The 18,811-nt window shown below is 53.1% G+C and carries 15 protein-coding genes; 2 read left to right on the top strand and 13 right to left on the bottom strand.

The window, feature by feature from the left end; all coding sequences use genetic code 11:
* Nucleotides 1-11: 11 nt before the first annotated feature.
* The 9 genes from cydC to ACLB09_RS14355 all read right to left on the bottom strand — a co-directional run bounded on the left by cydC (nt 12) and on the right by ACLB09_RS14355 (nt 12,859).
* On the bottom strand, nt 12-1,805 hold the full coding sequence (cydC, locus tag ACLB09_RS14395; RefSeq protein ID WP_410770520.1) for a thiol reductant ABC exporter subunit CydC: 1,794 nt from the start codon (nt 1,803-1,805) through the stop codon (nt 12-14).
* Nucleotides 1,802-3,613, bottom strand: coding sequence for a thiol reductant ABC exporter subunit CydD (gene cydD / locus ACLB09_RS14390; protein ID WP_410770519.1), 1,812 nt, complete (start codon nt 3,611-3,613; stop codon nt 1,802-1,804). The genes cydC and cydD overlap by 4 nt, the downstream gene beginning before the upstream one ends.
* Complete coding sequence (gene cydB, locus ACLB09_RS14385) at nt 3,613-4,629, bottom strand: cytochrome d ubiquinol oxidase subunit II (RefSeq protein WP_410770518.1); 1,017 nt, start codon at nt 4,627-4,629, stop codon at nt 3,613-3,615. Before cydB ends, cydD begins: the two co-directional genes overlap by 1 nt.
* Nucleotides 4,616-6,016 (bottom strand): cytochrome ubiquinol oxidase subunit I, encoded by a 1,401-nt coding sequence (locus ACLB09_RS14380; protein WP_410770517.1) that lies wholly within the window; start codon nt 6,014-6,016, stop codon nt 4,616-4,618. The genes cydB and ACLB09_RS14380 overlap by 14 nt, the downstream gene beginning before the upstream one ends.
* A gap of 212 nt (nt 6,017-6,228) precedes the next feature.
* A complete protein-coding gene (locus tag ACLB09_RS14375) occupies nt 6,229-6,591 on the bottom strand; it encodes a nitrous oxide-stimulated promoter family protein (RefSeq protein WP_410770516.1) in 363 nt (120 codons plus the stop codon).
* A 48-nt stretch (nt 6,592-6,639) separates the two neighbouring features.
* Nucleotides 6,640-8,283, bottom strand: coding sequence for a hypothetical protein (locus ACLB09_RS14370; protein WP_410770515.1), 1,644 nt, complete (start codon nt 8,281-8,283; stop codon nt 6,640-6,642).
* 3 nt (nt 8,284-8,286) lie between these two features.
* Nucleotides 8,287-9,075: an ABC transporter ATP-binding protein gene (locus ACLB09_RS14365; protein WP_410770514.1), complete on the bottom strand. Its 789-nt coding sequence runs from the start codon at nt 9,073-9,075 to the stop codon at nt 8,287-8,289.
* A gap of 231 nt (nt 9,076-9,306) precedes the next feature.
* Entirely contained in the window at nt 9,307-10,782 is a 1,476-nt protein-coding gene (locus ACLB09_RS14360; RefSeq protein WP_410770513.1) for a catalase, read from the bottom strand.
* Nucleotides 10,783-10,978: 196 nt separating this feature from the next.
* A complete protein-coding gene (locus ACLB09_RS14355) occupies nt 10,979-12,859 on the bottom strand; it encodes a serine hydrolase domain-containing protein (RefSeq protein WP_410770512.1) in 1,881 nt (626 codons plus the stop codon).
* Between the two features lie 168 nt (nt 12,860-13,027).
* On the opposite strand from ACLB09_RS14355, the gene ACLB09_RS14350 reads away from it, so the two are divergent.
* Together ACLB09_RS14350 and ACLB09_RS14345 are read left to right on the top strand one after the other, a co-directional pair.
* Nucleotides 13,028-13,744, top strand: coding sequence for a response regulator transcription factor (locus tag ACLB09_RS14350; RefSeq protein WP_410770511.1), 717 nt, complete (start codon nt 13,028-13,030; stop codon nt 13,742-13,744).
* On the top strand, nt 13,741-14,817 hold the full coding sequence (locus ACLB09_RS14345) for a HAMP domain-containing sensor histidine kinase (protein ID WP_410770510.1): 1,077 nt from the start codon (nt 13,741-13,743) through the stop codon (nt 14,815-14,817). The genes ACLB09_RS14350 and ACLB09_RS14345 overlap by 4 nt, the downstream gene beginning before the upstream one ends.
* Before the next feature lie 53 nt (nt 14,818-14,870).
* On the opposite strand, the gene ACLB09_RS14340 is transcribed toward ACLB09_RS14345, so the two are convergent.
* The 4 genes from ACLB09_RS14340 to ACLB09_RS14325 all read right to left on the bottom strand — a co-directional run bounded on the left by ACLB09_RS14340 (nt 14,871) and on the right by ACLB09_RS14325 (nt 18,583).
* Entirely contained in the window at nt 14,871-15,860 is a 990-nt protein-coding gene (locus tag ACLB09_RS14340; RefSeq protein ID WP_410770780.1) for a siderophore ABC transporter substrate-binding protein, read from the bottom strand.
* A gap of 65 nt (nt 15,861-15,925) precedes the next feature.
* Nucleotides 15,926-16,684, bottom strand: coding sequence for an iron ABC transporter ATP-binding protein (locus ACLB09_RS14335; RefSeq protein WP_410770509.1), 759 nt, complete (start codon nt 16,682-16,684; stop codon nt 15,926-15,928).
* Nucleotides 16,678-17,628 (bottom strand): iron chelate uptake ABC transporter family permease subunit, encoded by a 951-nt coding sequence (locus ACLB09_RS14330; protein ID WP_410770508.1) that lies wholly within the window; start codon nt 17,626-17,628, stop codon nt 16,678-16,680. Before ACLB09_RS14330 ends, ACLB09_RS14335 begins: the two co-directional genes overlap by 7 nt.
* Entirely contained in the window at nt 17,618-18,583 is a 966-nt protein-coding gene (locus tag ACLB09_RS14325) for an ABC transporter permease (RefSeq protein WP_410770507.1), read from the bottom strand. Before ACLB09_RS14325 ends, ACLB09_RS14330 begins: the two co-directional genes overlap by 11 nt.
* Nucleotides 18,584-18,811 lie beyond the last annotated feature (228 nt).

The raw sequence follows: 18,811 nt of genomic DNA, 5'->3' as shown, positions 1-18,811 counted from the left end.
AGCAGCTATTTTCAATCTTCCTCCGGGCAGTCCAGATGATAAAGATTGCTGTATCGCGGTTCACGCTCCATCAGTTGTGCATGGGTGCCGCGCATCAGGATGCGGCCATGTTCCATGAAGATAATCTCATCCATCTGCTCCGCGTAGACCAGATGGTGCGTGACCCAGAGCAGCGTCTTGCCGGCCGTCGACCGAAAAATGGTCGACAGCAGCTCGCGCTCGGTCCGCGGGTCGAGCCCTACCGTAGGCTCGTCGAGGATCAGCACCGGCGTGTTCTGAAGCAGAACGCGCGCCAAAGCGACGCGCTGCCGCTCCCCGCCGGAGAAGCGCTGGCCGGTCTCCCGCATCGGCGTATCCAGCCCCTGCGGGAGACCTGCAACCAGCTCCGCGAGCTGCGCTTGCTCCGCCGCGCGGGCAAGCTCCTCCATCTCCGCGTCCGGACGCCCGAGCCGGATATTGTTCGCCACCGTGGTGTCGAACAAATGCGGGTTCTGGTTCAGCACGGAGATGATCCGCGGGATGCCGTCATCGCCGTAACCGGCGGACGGCAGGCCATTGATGGTAACCGCACCCCCCGTGGGGGCGATGGCCCCCTGGACCAGCTTCAGCAGCGTCGACTTGCCCGCTCCGCTGCGGCCGATGACGGCGATCCGCTTGCCCTGCGGGATGTCCAGCGTCACGCCGTCAACGGAATTCTCGTCGCCGTCGCCATAGGCGAAGCGGACCTCTTCCAGCCGCAGATGCGCGCTGCCGGCTGCTGCATCAACCGCTTCCGGGGAAACGGCGACGTTAGCCGCCGAAGCCCCTGAAGGAACGGCGCTATCCCCACCCGAGATCCGATCCAGCCGATTCAAGGACCCCCGGTACTCGGGAAGGCGCTGAACCGCCTCGGAAACCGGGAGGAACGCGTCGGCCAGAGGAAAAACGACCAGCACGAAGGCCGCGATCAGCGTATAGTCGATCTGCCCGGCCGCCGCCTGGGAGCCGGACCAATAAATCATCGACACGACCGCAATTCCCACTACGAGCTGTCCGATCAGCACCCGCCAGCGGGCCCAGGCGCGCAGCTTGCGCTCCTTGCGCATGACGGCTTCTTCATCCTGTTCATACTCGCGCAGAAAATCAGCCGATCTTCCGCTGATTACCCAGTCCCCGATTCCCATCACGGCATCGGTCAGTTTCTGATACAGCCCGTTCCGTTCCCGCTTCACCGCCGTGTCCATCCTCCGGGTCAGTTTCAGCGAAATATACGGAAGCACCGCGACCAGCACGAAAATATACAAAGCGATCAACAAGGCAAACGTCCAGTCGAAGAAACCGAGCGCAATTACCGCCGCGGCATACAGAAACAGGGCGACGAGACTTGGAAATACAGTACGGATATAAACGTTCTGCAATTGCTCGATGTCATCGGCCAGCGCGCCGAGAATGTCCCCCGTCCGGTAACGGGACCGGATGAACAAGGCCTGCGGCTCAAGAACGCGGTACAGGCGCACCCGCATTTTGGAGAGAATCCGCAGTACCGCGTCATGGCCGACAAGCCGCTCCACATAATGGATGACGGCCCGCCCGATGCCGAATGCCCGAACGCCGACAATAGGCACATACACCAGCAGCACGTTGTAGGGCATCGTGGCCGACTTGGAGATCAGGAAGCCCGAAGTAAACATGAGCATCGAAGCCGTTAACAGCGTCAGAACGCCAAGAATCAGGTAAAGCGCAAACCGGCCGCTGTACATCCGAAAATACGGAGTAATCCACGGCTCCCGCTGCGCCAGTTGCCCCTGTTGTCCCTGTCCCTTCATCGCAATCCCTCCCGCTGCATTGCGGCCAATTGATAATAAGCGCCTTGGCGCGCCATAAGTTCTTTATGGGTACCCGTTTCGGTAACCCGGCCTTGATCCATCACGACGATCTCGTCCATATCCCGCATCCAGTGCAGGCGATGAGTCGCCAGAATGACGAGCTTCCCTGCAAACAGCGGCAGCATCGTCTCCTTCAATTCGTACTCCGTCTCGATATCGAGGTGTGCGGTCGGCTCATCGAGCAAAATCACCGGCCGCTCGCTCAGCAGCGCCCGGGCCAACGCCACGCGCTGCTCCTGCCCGCCGCTGAGCGGACGACCTCCGCCGCCGATGGGCTCGTCCAGCCCGCCGGGCAGGCTTACGATCAAAGCGCCGAGTCCGGCAGCCTCCGCGGCTACTTTCACATCGCCGGGCGAAGCGTCCGGCTTGTTAAAGGAAATGTTGTCAGCCAGCGAGCCGCTGAAAATATAAGGCTTTTGCGGAATATAGGTAATCTGCTTCCGCCAATCTTCCGGGCTCAAGTCACCTAGCACCGTGCCGTTCAATTCGATGCTTCCCGCCGTCGGCCGCAGGAATCCGCCGAGCACATCGATCAGCGTCGATTTCCCGGCACCGCTCTCGCCGATAACGCCGATCTTGCGCATCCCGCTGATCTTCAGATCCACGCCGTCCAGAGAGGGATGCGTTTCAGCTCCCCCTGCTTCCGCCGTTCCGGCCATATCGGCCTTTTCCCGATCTCCGGCATAACCGTCCGAGCCCCTTTCCGCTTCATGCGTCAGGCCCACGCCGCGCAGCACCAATGTACTTTGCGGAGTCCACTTCATATCGGCGCCCGCCGGAACCGGCGCTGCCTTGGCCGCCTCTTTCTCCGCGGACGCGATAATACCTTCCATCGCTTCGCCGGCTTCTTTGCCGTCCAGCGTGGCGTGGAAATCGGCGCCGACCATCCGCACCGGCAAGAAGTATTCCGGCGCCAAAATCAGCACCGTCAGCGCCGGCAGCAGTTCGATCTGTCCCTTCACCAGCGGCAAGCCCAGGCTCACCGCCACGGACGCCACGGACAGCATCGTAAAGAAATCCAGCGCAAACGAAGACAGAAACGCGACGCGAAGCGTCCGCATCGTCGCGGACCGGTAGGAATCGCTGACCCGGTCGATGGAATCGATATGACTCTTGCTGCGTCCCAGGAATTTCAGCGTCTCCAAGCCGCGCAGCGAATCGACGAAATGATTCGACAGCGTGCGGTAGGTTTTTAACTGGCGTTCCGTCTGCTTGCGGGCCGCAAGTCCGATCAGGATCATGAAAATGATCAAAATCGGCAACGTCACCAATAAGATGACCGCCGAGGTTTTGTTCAGGGTAAATACGTATAACCAAACCAACGCCGGAGTAATCCCCGTGGCCAGCATCCGCGGCAGAAACAGCTCCAGGTAGTTACGGAACTTCGTTACGCCCTCAAGCACGAGGGTGACGAGATTGCCCGTGCCTTCCCGGCCGGCAAAGCGCGGACCCAGCTCGAATAACTTGGTCAGCACCTGCTTGCGCAGCGACTGCCCGGTCACTTCGGCAAACCGGTAGGCCGCCTTCTGCATCAGCAATCCACTTCCTTGCCGGGCCATAAAAGCAAGCAGGAACAGGCCGACCCCGCCGGCTTGTTCCTGCAGCTTGGCGCCGGCAAACAGGGCGGAGATGACCTCCGCCAACCATTTTGCCTGCAATATGATAGCAATAGTTTGAATCAGGGTCAGACCGCCCATGATGACAAGAACCGGCTTGATCCCTTTGTATTTCATTAGTCCGCGACCCATTAGTACTCCAAATGCTCCTTTTCGTGAACACGTTTATGAAAAACAAAGTAGCTCCAAATCTGGTATCCCAGTACGAACGGCAGCAGCGTCAAAGCTACGATCGTCATGACTTTCAGCGAATATTGGCCGGATGCCGCATTATGGATGGTAAGCGAAAACGTCTCGCTGATCGAGCTGACCATAACCCGCGGGAACAAACCGACGAATACGGAAGAGATCGAGAGCGCGATGAGCGCGCCCGTCATGCCGAATGCCCAGCCGTCTCTTTGTTTGGACATGAACATTCCCGCGAGCAGGAAGCAGACCAGACCGACTACGGCAAGCAATCCCAGGACCAGACCGCGAACCTTGAACACGTCCGTCTGGAAATAAGTCATTACGGCAAAAATAACGAACAAGGCAGCCAGCGGAATCAATAATTTCTTGGCCAATTTCCGCGCACGCTCCTGCAAGGAACCGGTCGTCCGCAGCGATGCGAACATGAGCCCGTGTACCAGACAAAGGACAACGACGGTAATTCCGCCTACCAATGTATAAATATTAACCATATCGAACAGACCGGCTTTCATTTCCATATCGCCGTCGATCGGCAAACCTTTCATCAGGCCGGAAAAAACGACCCCAAGCAGGAACGGCGGCAGCAGGCTGCCGAGGAAAATCGCCACGTCCCAGGTACCTTTCCACTTCCCGTTCGCTACTTTCCCGCGGAATTCAAATGCCACCCCGCGAGCGATCAAGGCGAGCAAGAGAACTACGAGCGGGGTATAATAACCGCTGAACATCGTGGCGTACCAGTTCGGGAATGCCGCGAACATCGCGCCGCCCGCGGTCAGCAGCCACACTTCGTTAGCGTCCCAGAACGGGCCGATGGAGTTGATCAGCACGCGTCGCTCCATATCATTTTTGGCAAGAAAACGAGTGCTCATTCCGACGCCGAAATCAAATCCCTCCAGGAAGAAGAAACCGATGAACAATACGGCCACAAGCACAAACCAGAGTTCATTAAGAGACAGCATGGTATCCCTCCTTAGAGTACGGATCCGACGAGTGATCGTCGATGTTTTCGGCATACGGCCCCTTCTTGATCGTCTTCACGAACAAGTAGACCATCACGATCGCCAGCGCGGTGTAAATCGTGCAGTAAGCGATCAGGGAGAACAACAATTGGCCTGATGTCACGCTCGGCGAAACGCTGTCCTTCGTCTGCATGTAGCCGAATACCGTCCAAGGCTGACGACCGAATTCCGTCATTACCCAGCCTGCCGTATTGGCGATAAACGGAAGCGAAATGCCCCACAGCATGCAGCGGTAGAAAAATTTATTCGGCTTTTCCAACTTTTTGCGCCACGCCAGATAAGCCCCGTACAAGCCAAGCAGAATCATCAGACAGCCGGCGACGATCATAATCCGGAAGCTCCAGAAGGTCGTGCGTACCGGAGGAATGTAGTCCCCGGGGCCATAGGTTTGTTCATACTCCGCTTGCAGTTCATGCATGCCTTTGACTTCGCCCGAGAACGAGCTGTAAGACAAGAAGCTGAGCAAATAAGGAATCTTGATTTCAAAATTGTTCTTTTCATTATCCGAATCGATATGAGCGTAAACCGTCCAAGGTGCAGGATCGCCGCTCTTGCCCCAAAGCCCTTCGGAAGCCGCCATTTTCATCGGCTGGGTTTTCACCAGGTATTGCGCCTGCTGATGGCCGAACAACGCGGTGGAGAAGGAGGCGACCAAACCTACAATGACTGCGATCGTAAACGATTTTTTAAAAAATTGCACATCCTGCTTGCGCAGCAATTTATAGGCACTGATCCCCGTAATCATGAATGCGCCGGTGGCAAATGCACCCAGCACGGTATGCGGAAATTCCACCCACAATTGGCCATTGCCGATCAGGGCAAAGAAATCGTTCATTTCCGCACGCCCATTGTTGATCTCAAAGCCGACCGGTCTTTGCATGAATGAGTTGGCGGCCAGAATCCAGAACGCCGATACGGTCGTTCCGAGCGCCACCAGCCAGATGCAGACCATGTGGACCTTTTTGGACAAACGGTCCCAACCGAAGATCCACAGCCCGATAAAGGTGGACTCCATAAAGAAGGCAAACAGGGCTTCCACCGCCAGAGGCGCGCCGAAAACGTCACCCACAAACCGTGAATAGTCCGACCAGTTCATTCCGAACTGGAACTCTTGGATAATCCCTGTGACAACGCCGACGGCAAAGTTGATCAGGAACAGTTTCCCCCAGAACTTCGCCATCCGTTTGTATTCCTCTTTCCCTTTGACGACATACATGGTCTCCATAATCGCAACCAGGAGCACCAGACCGATGGACAAAGGAACGAAGAAGAAGTGAAAAATGGTTGTCGCCGCAAATTGAAGTCGTGCAAGCACTAACACATCCATGATTTTTCTTCCCTCTTTCTCACACAATATTAATTCTTAACTAATGTGAATTCTATCACGGAATTATGAAGATACACGGGTAAAAAGTAATAATTTTGTGACAAGAATCACATGATAGATGTCACAATCGTGAACAAAGTTAAATAAACCTTGCTGCGCCGCTGACTTTTCATTTCGGGTCCCGGTTGTGAAAAAACTGTGTCATCTAGAAATCATCTGGATTTCCGTCCATCCACCATATGCCGGATCGTCAGTACCGGGTGGGACCACAGCATGCGCGGACCGGCATATCGCATCACCTCTTTGATCATTTCCCTCGGATCCGGGGCATAGCAGTGGACCGGACAGTCCACGCAGGTCGATTTCTCTTCCCCGAAACGGCAGTATGACAACCGGTTCATGGCGTAACGGTGCATCTCCCGGCAATCCGGGCATAACCCTTCTTGCTTTTGTTCCTTTGGATGCTTACCTTTGCAGAAGATTTCGATCATGTGTCCGACTGTCGCCTTCTCCCGGCGGATTCTTGGTCCTTCCTGACGACGTTCCCGTCCGGGTTCTCTAGTCCTCCTGTCCATCTTCAACCTCCGTCTGTGATATATGATTTTGTATTCGTACCTCTCCGGTCACGGCAATTTTGAGGAAAACGCTTTTTGCCATAGAATCCAGTTGGCGGCCAGCAGCAACGCCGCGTACACATAGGTGCCGAAACTAACCAGGGTAGCGACATAATGCACCAGCCCGAAGCCCGACAGCAGCAGCATAAGCGGAATCATGCGCAGGCCTTCGCTCTGCTGCGCCGTTTCAAACCGTTCGGAGAACGGCAACGCTTTGCTCAGGTAAGCAAAACAAATCACGGTATAGACTAAAATGGCGAGGCCGGCCACAATCAAATCCGGAACAATCCCGGCGCCGAACAGAATGGCAAAGATGACGGCCTCCGCCGCATACAGGGGCAAAATGAGCCGGACCACGGCGGCAATCAGAGTCCCCCGGTAAACCGGAACCCGATCTCCGATCGGCAAAACCCGGTAAATCCAGGCAGCCTTGTAGCTTCCCGAATATTTGAGCATTAAAAGAACGCTCGGCACCAGCAGGGCGCAAAAATAAATAAACAGATACAGCTTGCTTCCCGGAAGTCCGGAGATTCCGCGCTCCGTGCCATTCGTGAACAAGAAAATGAAAGGGAAAATCAGCGAGAATCCGATGGAAGGATACACCTTCAGCTTAAATTCGCGTTCATTTCCCATCATCGTCCAGGCAAACCGAAAAAATACTTGCTCCTGCGGGCTCGAGCACAGCAGGCGGGATACCGCCTTCAGCCCTTTTCCCGCACTCTCTTTTTTGCGGCTGCCCGGGTCGGACAGCTTTTGCAGATTCTTTTCCAGCGAAGGCATCAGTTTCAGATACAATAGGAAGGCCAGCACCGGAACGGCCAAAGCCAGCAAGGAGAGCAAAAGAAACAGCGGATTCCCGTCCCTGTGCAGCATCATCTCGAACGGTGCGCCGAACCACAGCGGAGGAAGGGCGAACTGCCACCATTTCGGCTGGAACGCCGCTTGCTGCATATCCACGAAATCGAAAAGCCGGATCAGCAACTGGTACCCGAGCGCGATGGCGATGGTGAGTCCGATTTGCACATAATTGATGAAGTCCTTCAGCTTCTCGCCATCAAAAAATTTAAGCACTCCCAGGTAAATCAGTGCCGTAATTACGACGATTAAGAGGTCCATCAAGATTATTTCCGCCGCGAATAGCAGGAAAAAGCCGATACCGTGCCGCACAAGCCCTACTGCCAGCGGAACGACTGCGATCGCCCCGGTCAGGAAAAACAGGTAGAAGCAAATATGAAGCGTCTTCGCCATCGCGATGGTTCTGCGATTCACCGGTTTCGTGGATAAGATGTTGCGGTCCCGGATATCCAGCAGCACGGAGGAGAAGTCCGAAATTAGTGAAGTCATGATCATGAACATAAAAATGCCGAAAATGAGGCTCATCTGAAAAATAAAGTTGTCCCCGAGGGCCACAAACATGGAACTGAACGCCCCGAAAATCAGGTACAGCCACAAGGAACCGAAAAACTGGTTTTTTTCCGTTCCGCCGTCTTCCCCATCCTTTTTCCGGGACTTGCCGATAATCGTGGGCACTCTTCTTCCGTCCATCGTCAGCTTGACCTGGAGAATGCGCCGCATCACGGGATAATCCACCCCGATTTTTCCAAAAACGCCTTTGAACCGGTCCAGCACCCGCAGCAAACTCGACTCGTTCATCGGCTACACCTCTTGCACGATCGCCACGAACTGCTCCGCGATCTCCCTATGCTCGTTAAATCCGGTCAACTGATTGAAGATCTGCTCCAGCGACCCTTCCTGGCTCTGGCCCTTCAACTGCTCGAAGCTGCCGTCAGCCACGATGCGTCCCCCATCCAGGAGAATGATACGGTCGCTGATCTTTTCCACGACATCCATGATGTGCGAGGAATAGAAGACCGTTTTCCCTTGAGCGGCCAGCAGGGCAAGAATTTCCTTCACCACCATCACGCTGTTGGCATCCAGCCCGCTCAGCGGCTCGTCAAGGAACAGAATATCCGGATTATGCAGCAGGCTGGAAATAATCAGCACCTTCTGCTTCATTCCTTTGGAAAAGGTGGCGATCCGCACATTGAACACATCCCTCAGCCCGAACATTTCCATCAGGCGCTTCGCTTTGCTCTCCGCCTCCCCGGGACTCAAGCCGTACAGTTCGCCTATAAACGTCAGATACTCCCGTGCCGTCAGCGTATCGTACATTTCCGCGACTTCCGGCACGTAGCCGATACGCTTCTTGTATTCCACTCCGCCGTCACTCGGGCTTGCTCCGAAAATCCGGACTTCGCCGGCGTATCCTTCAACGAGGCCCAGCATAATTTTAACCGTCGTACTCTTACCCGCCCCGTTAGGACCGATGTATCCGATGATTTGCCCGGGGTGCACGTCCAAATCGATGCCATTCAAGACATACCTGTCCGCAAATTTCATTCTTAAATCCCGTAAGGTTATGACGGGACTGTTGTCAAAAGTCATACTCTCACCCTCTCCGTTATGAATCCTATCTTTGTCCTGACTACGATTAGATTGGATATTTTCCAACCGAATATCAACAAAACCTCCGAAAACAGCCTTTGCTTGGAAATTATCCAATGAAGCATCTATCTTTGATAATCCAGGAAGTCCCATATATAACATTACTGCAAAAAAAGACGGAACCCTTCCGGATTCCGTCTTTCTTTATGTTTTATTTGGTTCAACCCCCGTTTATGCCTCTTGCTCTTGACTCCCCGCTGCCGGAATGAAGCCGCTGATATCCACGCCCAGGCCTTGCGCAAGACGCATGCCATAACCGACATCGGCACGGAAGAAATTGCAAATGGCGCGCAACCGGGTTTGTTCCGTTGTTTGCTTCAGATCGTTCACCAGGTTGCTGATCAGATTAGCCTGCTCTTCCGGAGTAAAGCTGCGGTACAATTCGCCTGCCTGGGTGAAATCATCGGTCTTGGCAATTTTTTCGCGGCCGATATGGCCGTTCACCGGCACAACGCTGTCGCGGTACCCCGGGTCCTCTTTCGGGCTTTCTTCCAGGCTGTTCGGCTCATAGTTGACCGGCGACGAATCCTGCATCACGTTCATGAGGCCGTCCCGCTGATGATTGCGAACAGGTGCGTACGGGCAGTTGACCGGAATTTGCAGGTAATTGGCGCCAAGCCGGTAACGCTGGGTATCCGGGTAAGAGAACAACCGGCCTTGCAGCAATTTATCTTCCGACGGTTCGATCCCCGGCACCAGCACGCTTGGAGAAAATGCGGATTGTTCCACTTCGGCAAAGAAATTTTCCGGATTGCGGTTCAGCGTCATGGTACCTACAGGAATGAGCGGATAATGGGATTCCGACCATACTTTCGTCGGGTCAAGCGGATCGTAGCTCCACAGATCGACGTCTTCGACCGGCATCAGCTGTACGTTCAGCTCCCACAGCGGAAAGTTGCCCTGCTGAATCTGATCATGAAGGTCTCGCGTCGCATGGTTAAAGTCCCCGCCTTGCACTTCACGCACTTCGTCCGCTGATAAATTCACCACGCCCTGCTTCGACTTCCATGTGTATTTGACGTAGGTGATTTTCCCTTCGGCATTGATCCACTTAAATGCATGTACGCCAAATCCGTCCATTTGCCGGTAGCTCGCCGGCGTGCCGTTATCCGAAAACACCCAGGTCATCATGTGCGTCGATTCCGGCGACAGCGACATGAAGTCCCAATAGCGGGCAGGGTCCTGAATATTCGTATCCGGCGCGGGCTTCAACGAGTGGACCATATCAGGGAACTTGATCGCGTCACGGATGAAAAATACCGGCAAATGATTTCCGACCAGATCATAGTTGCCTTCCTCCGTATAAAACTTCACCGCAAACCCGCGCGGGTCGCGGGCCGTCTCCGGCGACCCCTGTCCGTGGATCACCGTCGAGAAGCGGACAAACACCGGAGTTTCCCGTCCTACCTCCTGCAGGAAATGCGCCTTGGTAAATTCGGACATGCCGTGCTCGGTAACGAATACCCCGTGAGCCCCCGCCCCCCGTGCATGGACGACGCGTTCAGGAATCCGCTCCCGGTCAAAGTGGGCGATTTTCTCCAGTAAATGATAATCCTCCAGCAGCGTCGGTCCGCGTTGTCCCGCTGTCCTCGAGTTCTGATTGTCCCCTACTGGCGCTCCCTGATTCGTAGTCAACCGGTTATTCATCTATAAATCATCCTTTCGAATTTAATTGCTATTGGATTTAGACTTAATCTAAGTTCTGAATTAAATTCTACCATGCCCGCACGAAAGTTTGCATGAAGGTTAGATGAGAGGTTGATGAATAAATATGGATTATTATATTAGGAGGTAGCTGGAATCATTCCCAGATTAGAAGAAATATAAATTAGATCCTAATCCTTTATGAATAATGGATAGGAAGCATGTTCCAATAAAACAAATACAACGTACAAAATACCGTAATGGCCGCAATGAAGACCCGGCCTGCGGTGCTCCATTTTCCGGAAGTCCGATTCGTGACGGCTCTAACCACCATATAGACGGCTATACCGAACGCGACAAGAGGTAAGGAACCTATTCCCCATCTATACCATAATGGAAAACCATAGGTCACTTTCATCAAGCCATAGATCGTCTGCACGGGCAAATAAACGGAAAAAAGGATAGCTATCGCAGCAATAGGACCGGAGATCGGTTGCTTTCTTTTTCTAATGAACCGGACCAAATAGCGAATAAGACAGATGACCGTCAGCCCGATCCAAAAGCAGCCGATTCCCGCAAAAATCACCAACAATGTAGACGACTGCTGCCAAAATTCCGTCTTCTCCAGGGTAGCTCCGTCGATCCCGGTCATTTTCCATGTTCCTCCCTGCTGGTGGAACCATAGCTTCTGGCTTCCCCCTTGTTCGCGGAAGACTTGGTCACCAATGGAGTAAAAGGCTTTATGCTCCACTTCCCCGCTGCCTAGCGGAAAAACGCCGCTCACCTCCAGCTTGTTACCCGCTGGCTTTACATCAAAGCTGTTTCGCTCAAAAAACGCGATCCATTTCCCCCAGCCATGCTGCGGACTCAAACGGTAGGCGTACCGGCCCTCATACCGTTTCAAATCACCGCCCGAAACTTCCGGCTCTTCCGGAGCGGCTGTTCCTCCGCCCATCCGTTTTTCGATAGCCCCGATTACTTGTTCTTGCAGCTGGCTGCCCCCTTCACCCGTGTTTACGACGACATAAATGCCGATCCGCTCTGAAGGGATTAATACCATCTTGGATGAAAATCCTTCCACATCCCCCGTATGCCACAGTATGGGCGTTCCGTCAGTCAGTTTGCCTCTCATAAGACCATAGCCGAAACCCTCCAACAAGGGATGGGCGGTGTATTGAAGATCCTGCATGGACCGAAGTGTCTCGGGTTTCATAATGGCCTGGCCCTGATATATCCCTTGGTTAAGCTGGGCAATCATGAAATGCGCAAACTCATTCGGTACCACATTGATCGCGCCGCCTCCAGGGATATTGAAATGCTCATAAGGCAGAAGCTGGTACTTCCCCTCTCCCGCATACTGATAGGACTTGGGGGCGACGTTACCCTTTTCCAAAGAAGCGCTCGGCATCCCCAAGGGCTTGAATATATGCTCGGTCAGATAGTCGTTTAGCGTCTGTCCGCTGGTTTGTTCGATCAGATTTCCAACCAATCCGAAATTTATATTATTGTAATCATATTGTTCGCCAGGCTCCCGGACAGGCGGTTGTTTTGAAAAATACTGCCGTAAAAATTCACTCGCCGGGACCGTCTTCCCTTCGGATAGGGAAACGACGTTATACAATACCTGGTCCAGCCCCGAGGTATGAGTCATCAGATCGTGAAGCGTTATCGGCTTCTTTCCGAAAACGGGAACCTTGTAGGTTTTCAAATATTGGTTAATATCCGTGTCGGTCGACAATAACCCCTGCTCCACTTCTTGCATGGCCGCCGCGCCAACCACCGTCTTGGTCAATGATCCGATGCGGATCATCGTGGATGCCGGATCCATCGGAAGCTCTCGTTCGACATCACCGTATCCGTACCCCTTGCTGAACAGAATGTCATTCCCCCTTGTCACGACAACGGCGGAGCCCGCGATGTGCAGTTTATCCATATTTGCTTCCATCACGTTATCCACGACCTGCTCCAGCTGGTCTGCAGTCAAGGTTGCGTCGGGAGCTGCACTTGCTGCGGTCCCCCCGCCCCCCGGCAAGACCAATCCGATCCACAGGATCATAAGCCAATAAGTCATTCTTTTCATGGTAATCCCTCCCGTGGTTAAGACTATCCCCCTATTCTTTCAGAGGCATTTCAGCAACCTTAAATTAACCTTAAGAAAAAGGATTGTAGAGGGGGCAGAGAGAATCAATCTAGCGATAGAGATACTGCCCTGGACAGAAGAGCTACTGAGCCGGAAGGAGATGAGGTAGTGAACCGAACCGTATTGCTGGTAGACGACGAACCGGAAATTGTCGAACTGTTAAGGCTGTTTCTGGAACGGGAAGGCCTTGATATTTTGGAGGCGGGAAATGGCGAGGAAGCGTGGCGGTGCATACGGGAAAATAAAATAGACCTGGCGGTCATCGATATTATGATGCCCAAGCTGGATGGGGTGCAGCTCCTGAAGCTGCTGCGAACCGAATACAAGCTGCCGGTTATTTTGCTATCCGCCAAAAACCAGGACAGCGACAAAATACTCGGGCTGCGCCTGGGCGCCGATGATTTTATAGCCAAGCCGTTTAATCCGCTGGAGGTAGTGGCCCGGATTCAAGCCATACTGCGGCGGACTTATGAATTCAACGAAACGGCGGAGCTCGCGCCGGAGACCCCGGAGCAACTGACCATCGGGAATCTGGTGCTTGATCATAGGGACTGCGTCATTTATAAAGGCGGACGCGAAATTCCCTTGACCTCCATTGAATACAAGCTGCTTACCACCTTCATGCAATCGCCCGGCCGCATTTTCACCAAGCAGCAATTATTTGAGCAGGTTTGGTCCGACTATTATGTTGATGATGCCAATACGATCATGGTCCATATCTCCAGACTGCGCGAGAAAATTGAGGATGCTCCTAAACAACCTTTCTATATCCGAACCGTTCGCGGAATCGGCTACAAGTTCGCCAAAAGGGATGAGCTGCCATGAAAAAGAAAAAAGAGAAGCTCTTCTCCTCTCTTACGAAATCCTATGTCTATTTCGCTTTGACGATCGGCATCGTCAATTCGGCATTGCTTGTATTCGCCGTTCATCCCGAAAGTGCCACCATTGAAATCACCTTGTGGTGGCTGCTGCTGGTTTTAGCGTTGTTCGTACTGAATGTATGGATTTACAGCCTTTGGACCGCCAAACGGATTACGACTCCCTTAGAGCAAATCGCCGCAGCCATTCAGGACATGTCCCGGGGACAATATCATCGTCGCCTGGATGATCAGGCAGGGTTCGAGTTCTCGCTCATCCAACAGCAATTTAATGAAATGGCGGAGAAGCTGGAAACGGCGACAGCCGAAAATTTGCGGCTCCAAAGCAGCAAGCAGCGAATGCTGGTGAATCTCTCCCATGACCTCAAGACGCCCGTTACGACCATACAAGGTTATGCCAAGGCCCTGCAATTGGGGATTGTGGAGAGCGAAGACAAACGGTCGAAGTACTTGGAACTCATTTATAATAAATCGATATTGGTCACTTCTTTGATCGAGGATATTTTCAGCTTGTCCAAGCTGGATAGCCCGGACTATCCGCTTGAGAAAACCCGGGGCGATCTGGCCGAACTTATCCGGGAACTGGCAGCGGAAACTTACGAACAGTTTTATGAAAAAGGAATTTTGCTGAGCCTGAGCCTGCCTCATCGCAAAGTGACCTTCGAATATGACGGCAAACTGATGCGGCGGACGATATCCAATCTGCTCAACAACGCGCGGATTTATAACCCGCCCGGCACGGAAGTCATTATTCGACTGTCGGAGACGGAGCGGGAGGTTCTGCTGGACGTCATCGACAACGGCGTCGGCATCCCGGACGAACTTAAAGAAGTCATCTTCGATCCTTTCGTCCGGGGGGATGCTTCCCGAAGGAGCGACGGCGGCACGGGGCTCGGCCTTGCCATCGCCAAAACCGCCGTGGAATTGCACGGGGGCCGGCTAACGCTGGAGAACAGCCCGGGCAACACGGCATTTCAAATCGTTTTACCTAAAGATGCGGGTGGCAAAGACATCAACTGATCCCCGCAAAAAAAACACCGTCCGGAACTTACTCCGGACGGTGTTTTGAATAATTATTGAATCCCTTCCTGCACTTCCTTCAGCATTTCCGGTACGGACAGCAATCCGCCGCCGGAAAGGTACCAGTAGCTCGCGTCAAGGTAAACGATTTTGCCGTCTTTGTAGGCATTCGTCTTTTTCACGAGATCGTTCTCCACCAGCTTGGAAGCCGGTTCGGCCTGCTTGCCTTCTTCCGTTACGACCGCGTCACGGTCTACGACGAACAGGTAATCGGGGTTCTTCTCGGCAACGAATTCAAAGGAGATGGAGTCCCCGTGGGTATCCGCCTTAAGATTCTCGTCAACCGGTGCAACGCCGAAGACGTCGTGAATGATGCCGAAGCGCGATCCCGGACCGTAGGCGCTGACTTTGCCGCCGGTCGTCAAAATGACGAGACCTTTTTTGCCATTGGCGGAAACTTGGTCATTCAGGGCCTTGATGGAATCGTTAATTGCCGTAAGCTCTTGCTCCGCTTCGGCTTCCTTGCCGAAGATTTCGCCGAGCGTTTTTACGTTTTCCGAGAACGAGCCCATATAATTTGCGGTGTCCACGCCCATAAAGATCGTCGGAGCGATTTTGTTTAATTCCTCATAAGCTTCGGACGAACGGCCCGAGATGAAGATGACGCCCGGATCCAGCGCGTTCAACCCTTCAAAGTCCGGCTCGAACAACGTACCCGCATTTTTGTATTTGCTGTCTTCGTATTTTTTCAGATGGCCCGGCAAATTGCCTTGCGGTACAGCCGCAACTTCCACGCCCAGCTTGTCGAGCGTTTCCAGCACGCCATAGTCGAACACCACTACGTTGCCAGGGTTTTTCTTCAGTTTGGCCTCGCCCAGCTTATGCTTGATCGTAAGCTCTTCATTCTCGGCAGGCGCGGCCGCCGCCTGTTGAGTCGTATTCGTGCTCCCCGTATTGGCGCCGGCATTCTCATTGCCGCCATTGTTCCCGCCGTTACCGTTATTGTTGTTGGATCCGCAAGCGGCCAGAACAACAACCATCATCAGCGTAGTCAAGATCAGACCGATTTTTTTGTTTTTCACCGTAATTACACTCCCGTTTCTTTTTATTATTTGAAATACACGCAAATCTTGTTGCCGCCGATCTCCTGAACCGGAATTTCCATATCGTAAACTTCGCGCAGCACGGACGGCTCGATAATTTCATCCGTCTTGCCTTCCTTGACCACCTTGCCGTCCTTCAGCGCAACAATATAGTCGGAGTAACAGGAGGCAAAATTGATGTCGTGGATGACCAGTACGACCGTTTTGCCCAGCTCGTCGACCAGCCTGCGCAACACCTTCATAATCTGTACCGAATGGTTCATATCGAGGTTGTTAAGCGGCTCGTCAAGCAGCACGTACTCCGTGTTTTGCGCGATAACCATGGCGATGAACGCCCGTTGCTTCTGACCCCCGCTGAGTTCGTCGAGAAATTTGTTTTGCATCGTTTCAAGGTGCATATAGCGGATTGCTTCGTCCACATGGGCTTCGTCTTCCTTATTCAAGCGTCCCTGCGAATAGGGAAAACGCCCAAAGTTCACGAGATCCCGCACCGTCAACCGAATGTTGATATGATTGGACTGTTTGAGAATCGATATTTTTTTGGCAAGCTCCCCGCTTTTCCATTGCCCGACCTCCCGGTCTTCGATCAGGACTTCGCCCTCGTCCTTGGCAATCAGCCTGCTGATCATGGACATCAATGTGCTCTTCCCCGCCCCGTTCGGCCCGATAAAGGAAGTGATCTTTCCTTTCTCGATCTCCAGCGAGACGTTGTCGACGACCTTTTTACCGCCGTATTGTTTGGAAACTCCTCTGACCTTTACCACGATTTATTCTCCTTTAGCAGCAGATAGATGAAGTACACCCCGCCGATAAAGTTGATGATGACGCTTAGCGAAGTGGAGAAGGTAAACACTTTCTCGACGAGCAACTGGCCTCCGGCAAGGGCGATAAAACTGACCAGGGAAGCGCCGAGGATCAACGTTTTGTGACGATAGGTGTTCAGGAACTGATAAGACACATTGGCCACCAGCAGGCCGAGAAACGTAATCGGCCCGACCAGCGCGGTCGAAATCGAAATCAGGATCGCGACGACGATCAGCATCCGCTTGACGACGTATTCATAGCTGATGCCCAGGTTGACCGCATGATCCCGGCCCAAAGAAAGCACATCCAAATACTTGGTAAATCTTGCAAAATAAAGTGCCACGAGCAGGACGCCGACAAGCGACAGCCATAGCAGATCGGAATTGACGTTGTTGAAGCTGGCGAACATTTTATCCTGAATGACCAGAAATTCATTCGGATCGATCAGTTTCTGCAGGAACGAAGTCACGCTAGAGAAAAAGGTTCCGAAAATGAGTCCGATCAGCAGCAGATGATAAATGTTGCGCCCTTCCCTGCGAAACAGCATTCTGTACAACAGCATGGCGAACACGACCATCAGCCCGACCGCCAGGACAAAGCGCAAATTTTTGCTCATCATGGTCAGGGCCGCCCCCCCGATCAGAAAAACGATCACCGTCTGGAGAAGCATATACAGCGAATCCAGGCCGATAATGCTCGGCGTCAGAATCCGGTTGTTCGTAATCGTCTGGAACACCACGGTCGAAAAGGCGATGGCAGTACCCGTGAGGAGGATGGCGATCAATTTTTTGCCCCGTCTCGGCAGGATATAATCCCAGTGCCCTCCCGCATCAATCGTCATAAAAACAACGGCAAGCAGGACGGCGATTCCGGCAAGGGTCCATAGTTTGGCTTTATTGCTCATATGTCTTTCTCCTCAACAGCAGATACAGGAAGATACCGCTTCCGATCACCCCGACGGTCAGTCCGATCGACACCTCGTACGGATAGATGATCACCCGGCCCAAAATGTCGCAGGCCAGCACGAACACCGCGCCCAGCAAAGCCGTGTACGTCAAGTTTCCTTTCAGATTGTCACCGCGAAATATCGTGACCAGGTTGGGAATGATCAATCCGAGAAAAGGAATCGACCCGACCGTCAGCACGACAACCGAGGTAACGAGCGCCACCAGGCCGAGCCCGATGTTAACGACCTGCTTGTAGTTCAAACCGAGGTTGACGGAAAACTCCTCGCCCATGCCTGCGACGGTAAACTTGTTGGCGTAGATGTAGGAAACAGCCACCAGAGGCACGCTGATAAACAGCAGCTCGTAACGGCCCTGCATGATCATGGAGAAATCCCCATACAACCATGCGGACATGCTCTGAATCAAATTGTATTTATATGCAAAAAAAGTAGTCGCCGAACTGACGATTCCGCCGAACATCAACCCGACGAGCGGGATAAAGATCGTATCCTTGTACTTGACCCGGTTCAGGATTGCCATGAATATGTAGGTTCCTAGCAGTGCGAATACAAAGGCTACGGACATTTTGACGAGTGCTCCCGCCGAAGTGAACAAGAGCAGGGCTACCATAATGCCGAAGCTGGCGGAATCCATCGTGCCCGCCGTCGTAGGCGACACGAATTTATTCCGGGTCAGCTGCTGCATGATCAAACCGACGATACTCATGCTGACTCCGGCAATAATGATGCTGACCAGCCGGGGAATCCGGCTGATCCACAGCAGTTCCCAGGCCTCCCCGCTTCCCGGTCCGAACAGATCTAAGAGTGACATGCTCGAGGCTCCGATAAACAGGGATGTAATAGATAGTACGATTAATAGGGCTATTAAAATGGTAAGTGTTTTCTTCTTCATGTGTTCGTCCTTACTTTGCTCCCTCTGGCCTGGAGGAAGTTCAAGTGATTCGCTGCCGGCAGGACAGACGATTAACTAATAATGATATTCATTATCAATTAGCTAGAATTATACCGTGCCAATTTTCACACTGTCAACCGTTTTAAAATTTAAATTTTACCAGGACAACTCTCAATTTACTGCTGAAACCCTATTGTACGAACATATGTTTTTGTATAAAATAAATTG

Source organism: Fontibacillus forbon, assembly GCF_046559655.1.
In the GTDB taxonomy this organism is placed as follows: Bacteria; Bacillota; Bacilli; order Paenibacillales; family Paenibacillaceae; genus Fontibacillus.
Note: the sequence above shows the minus strand (reverse complement) of the source record. Positions and strands in the feature narration are given on the sequence as shown.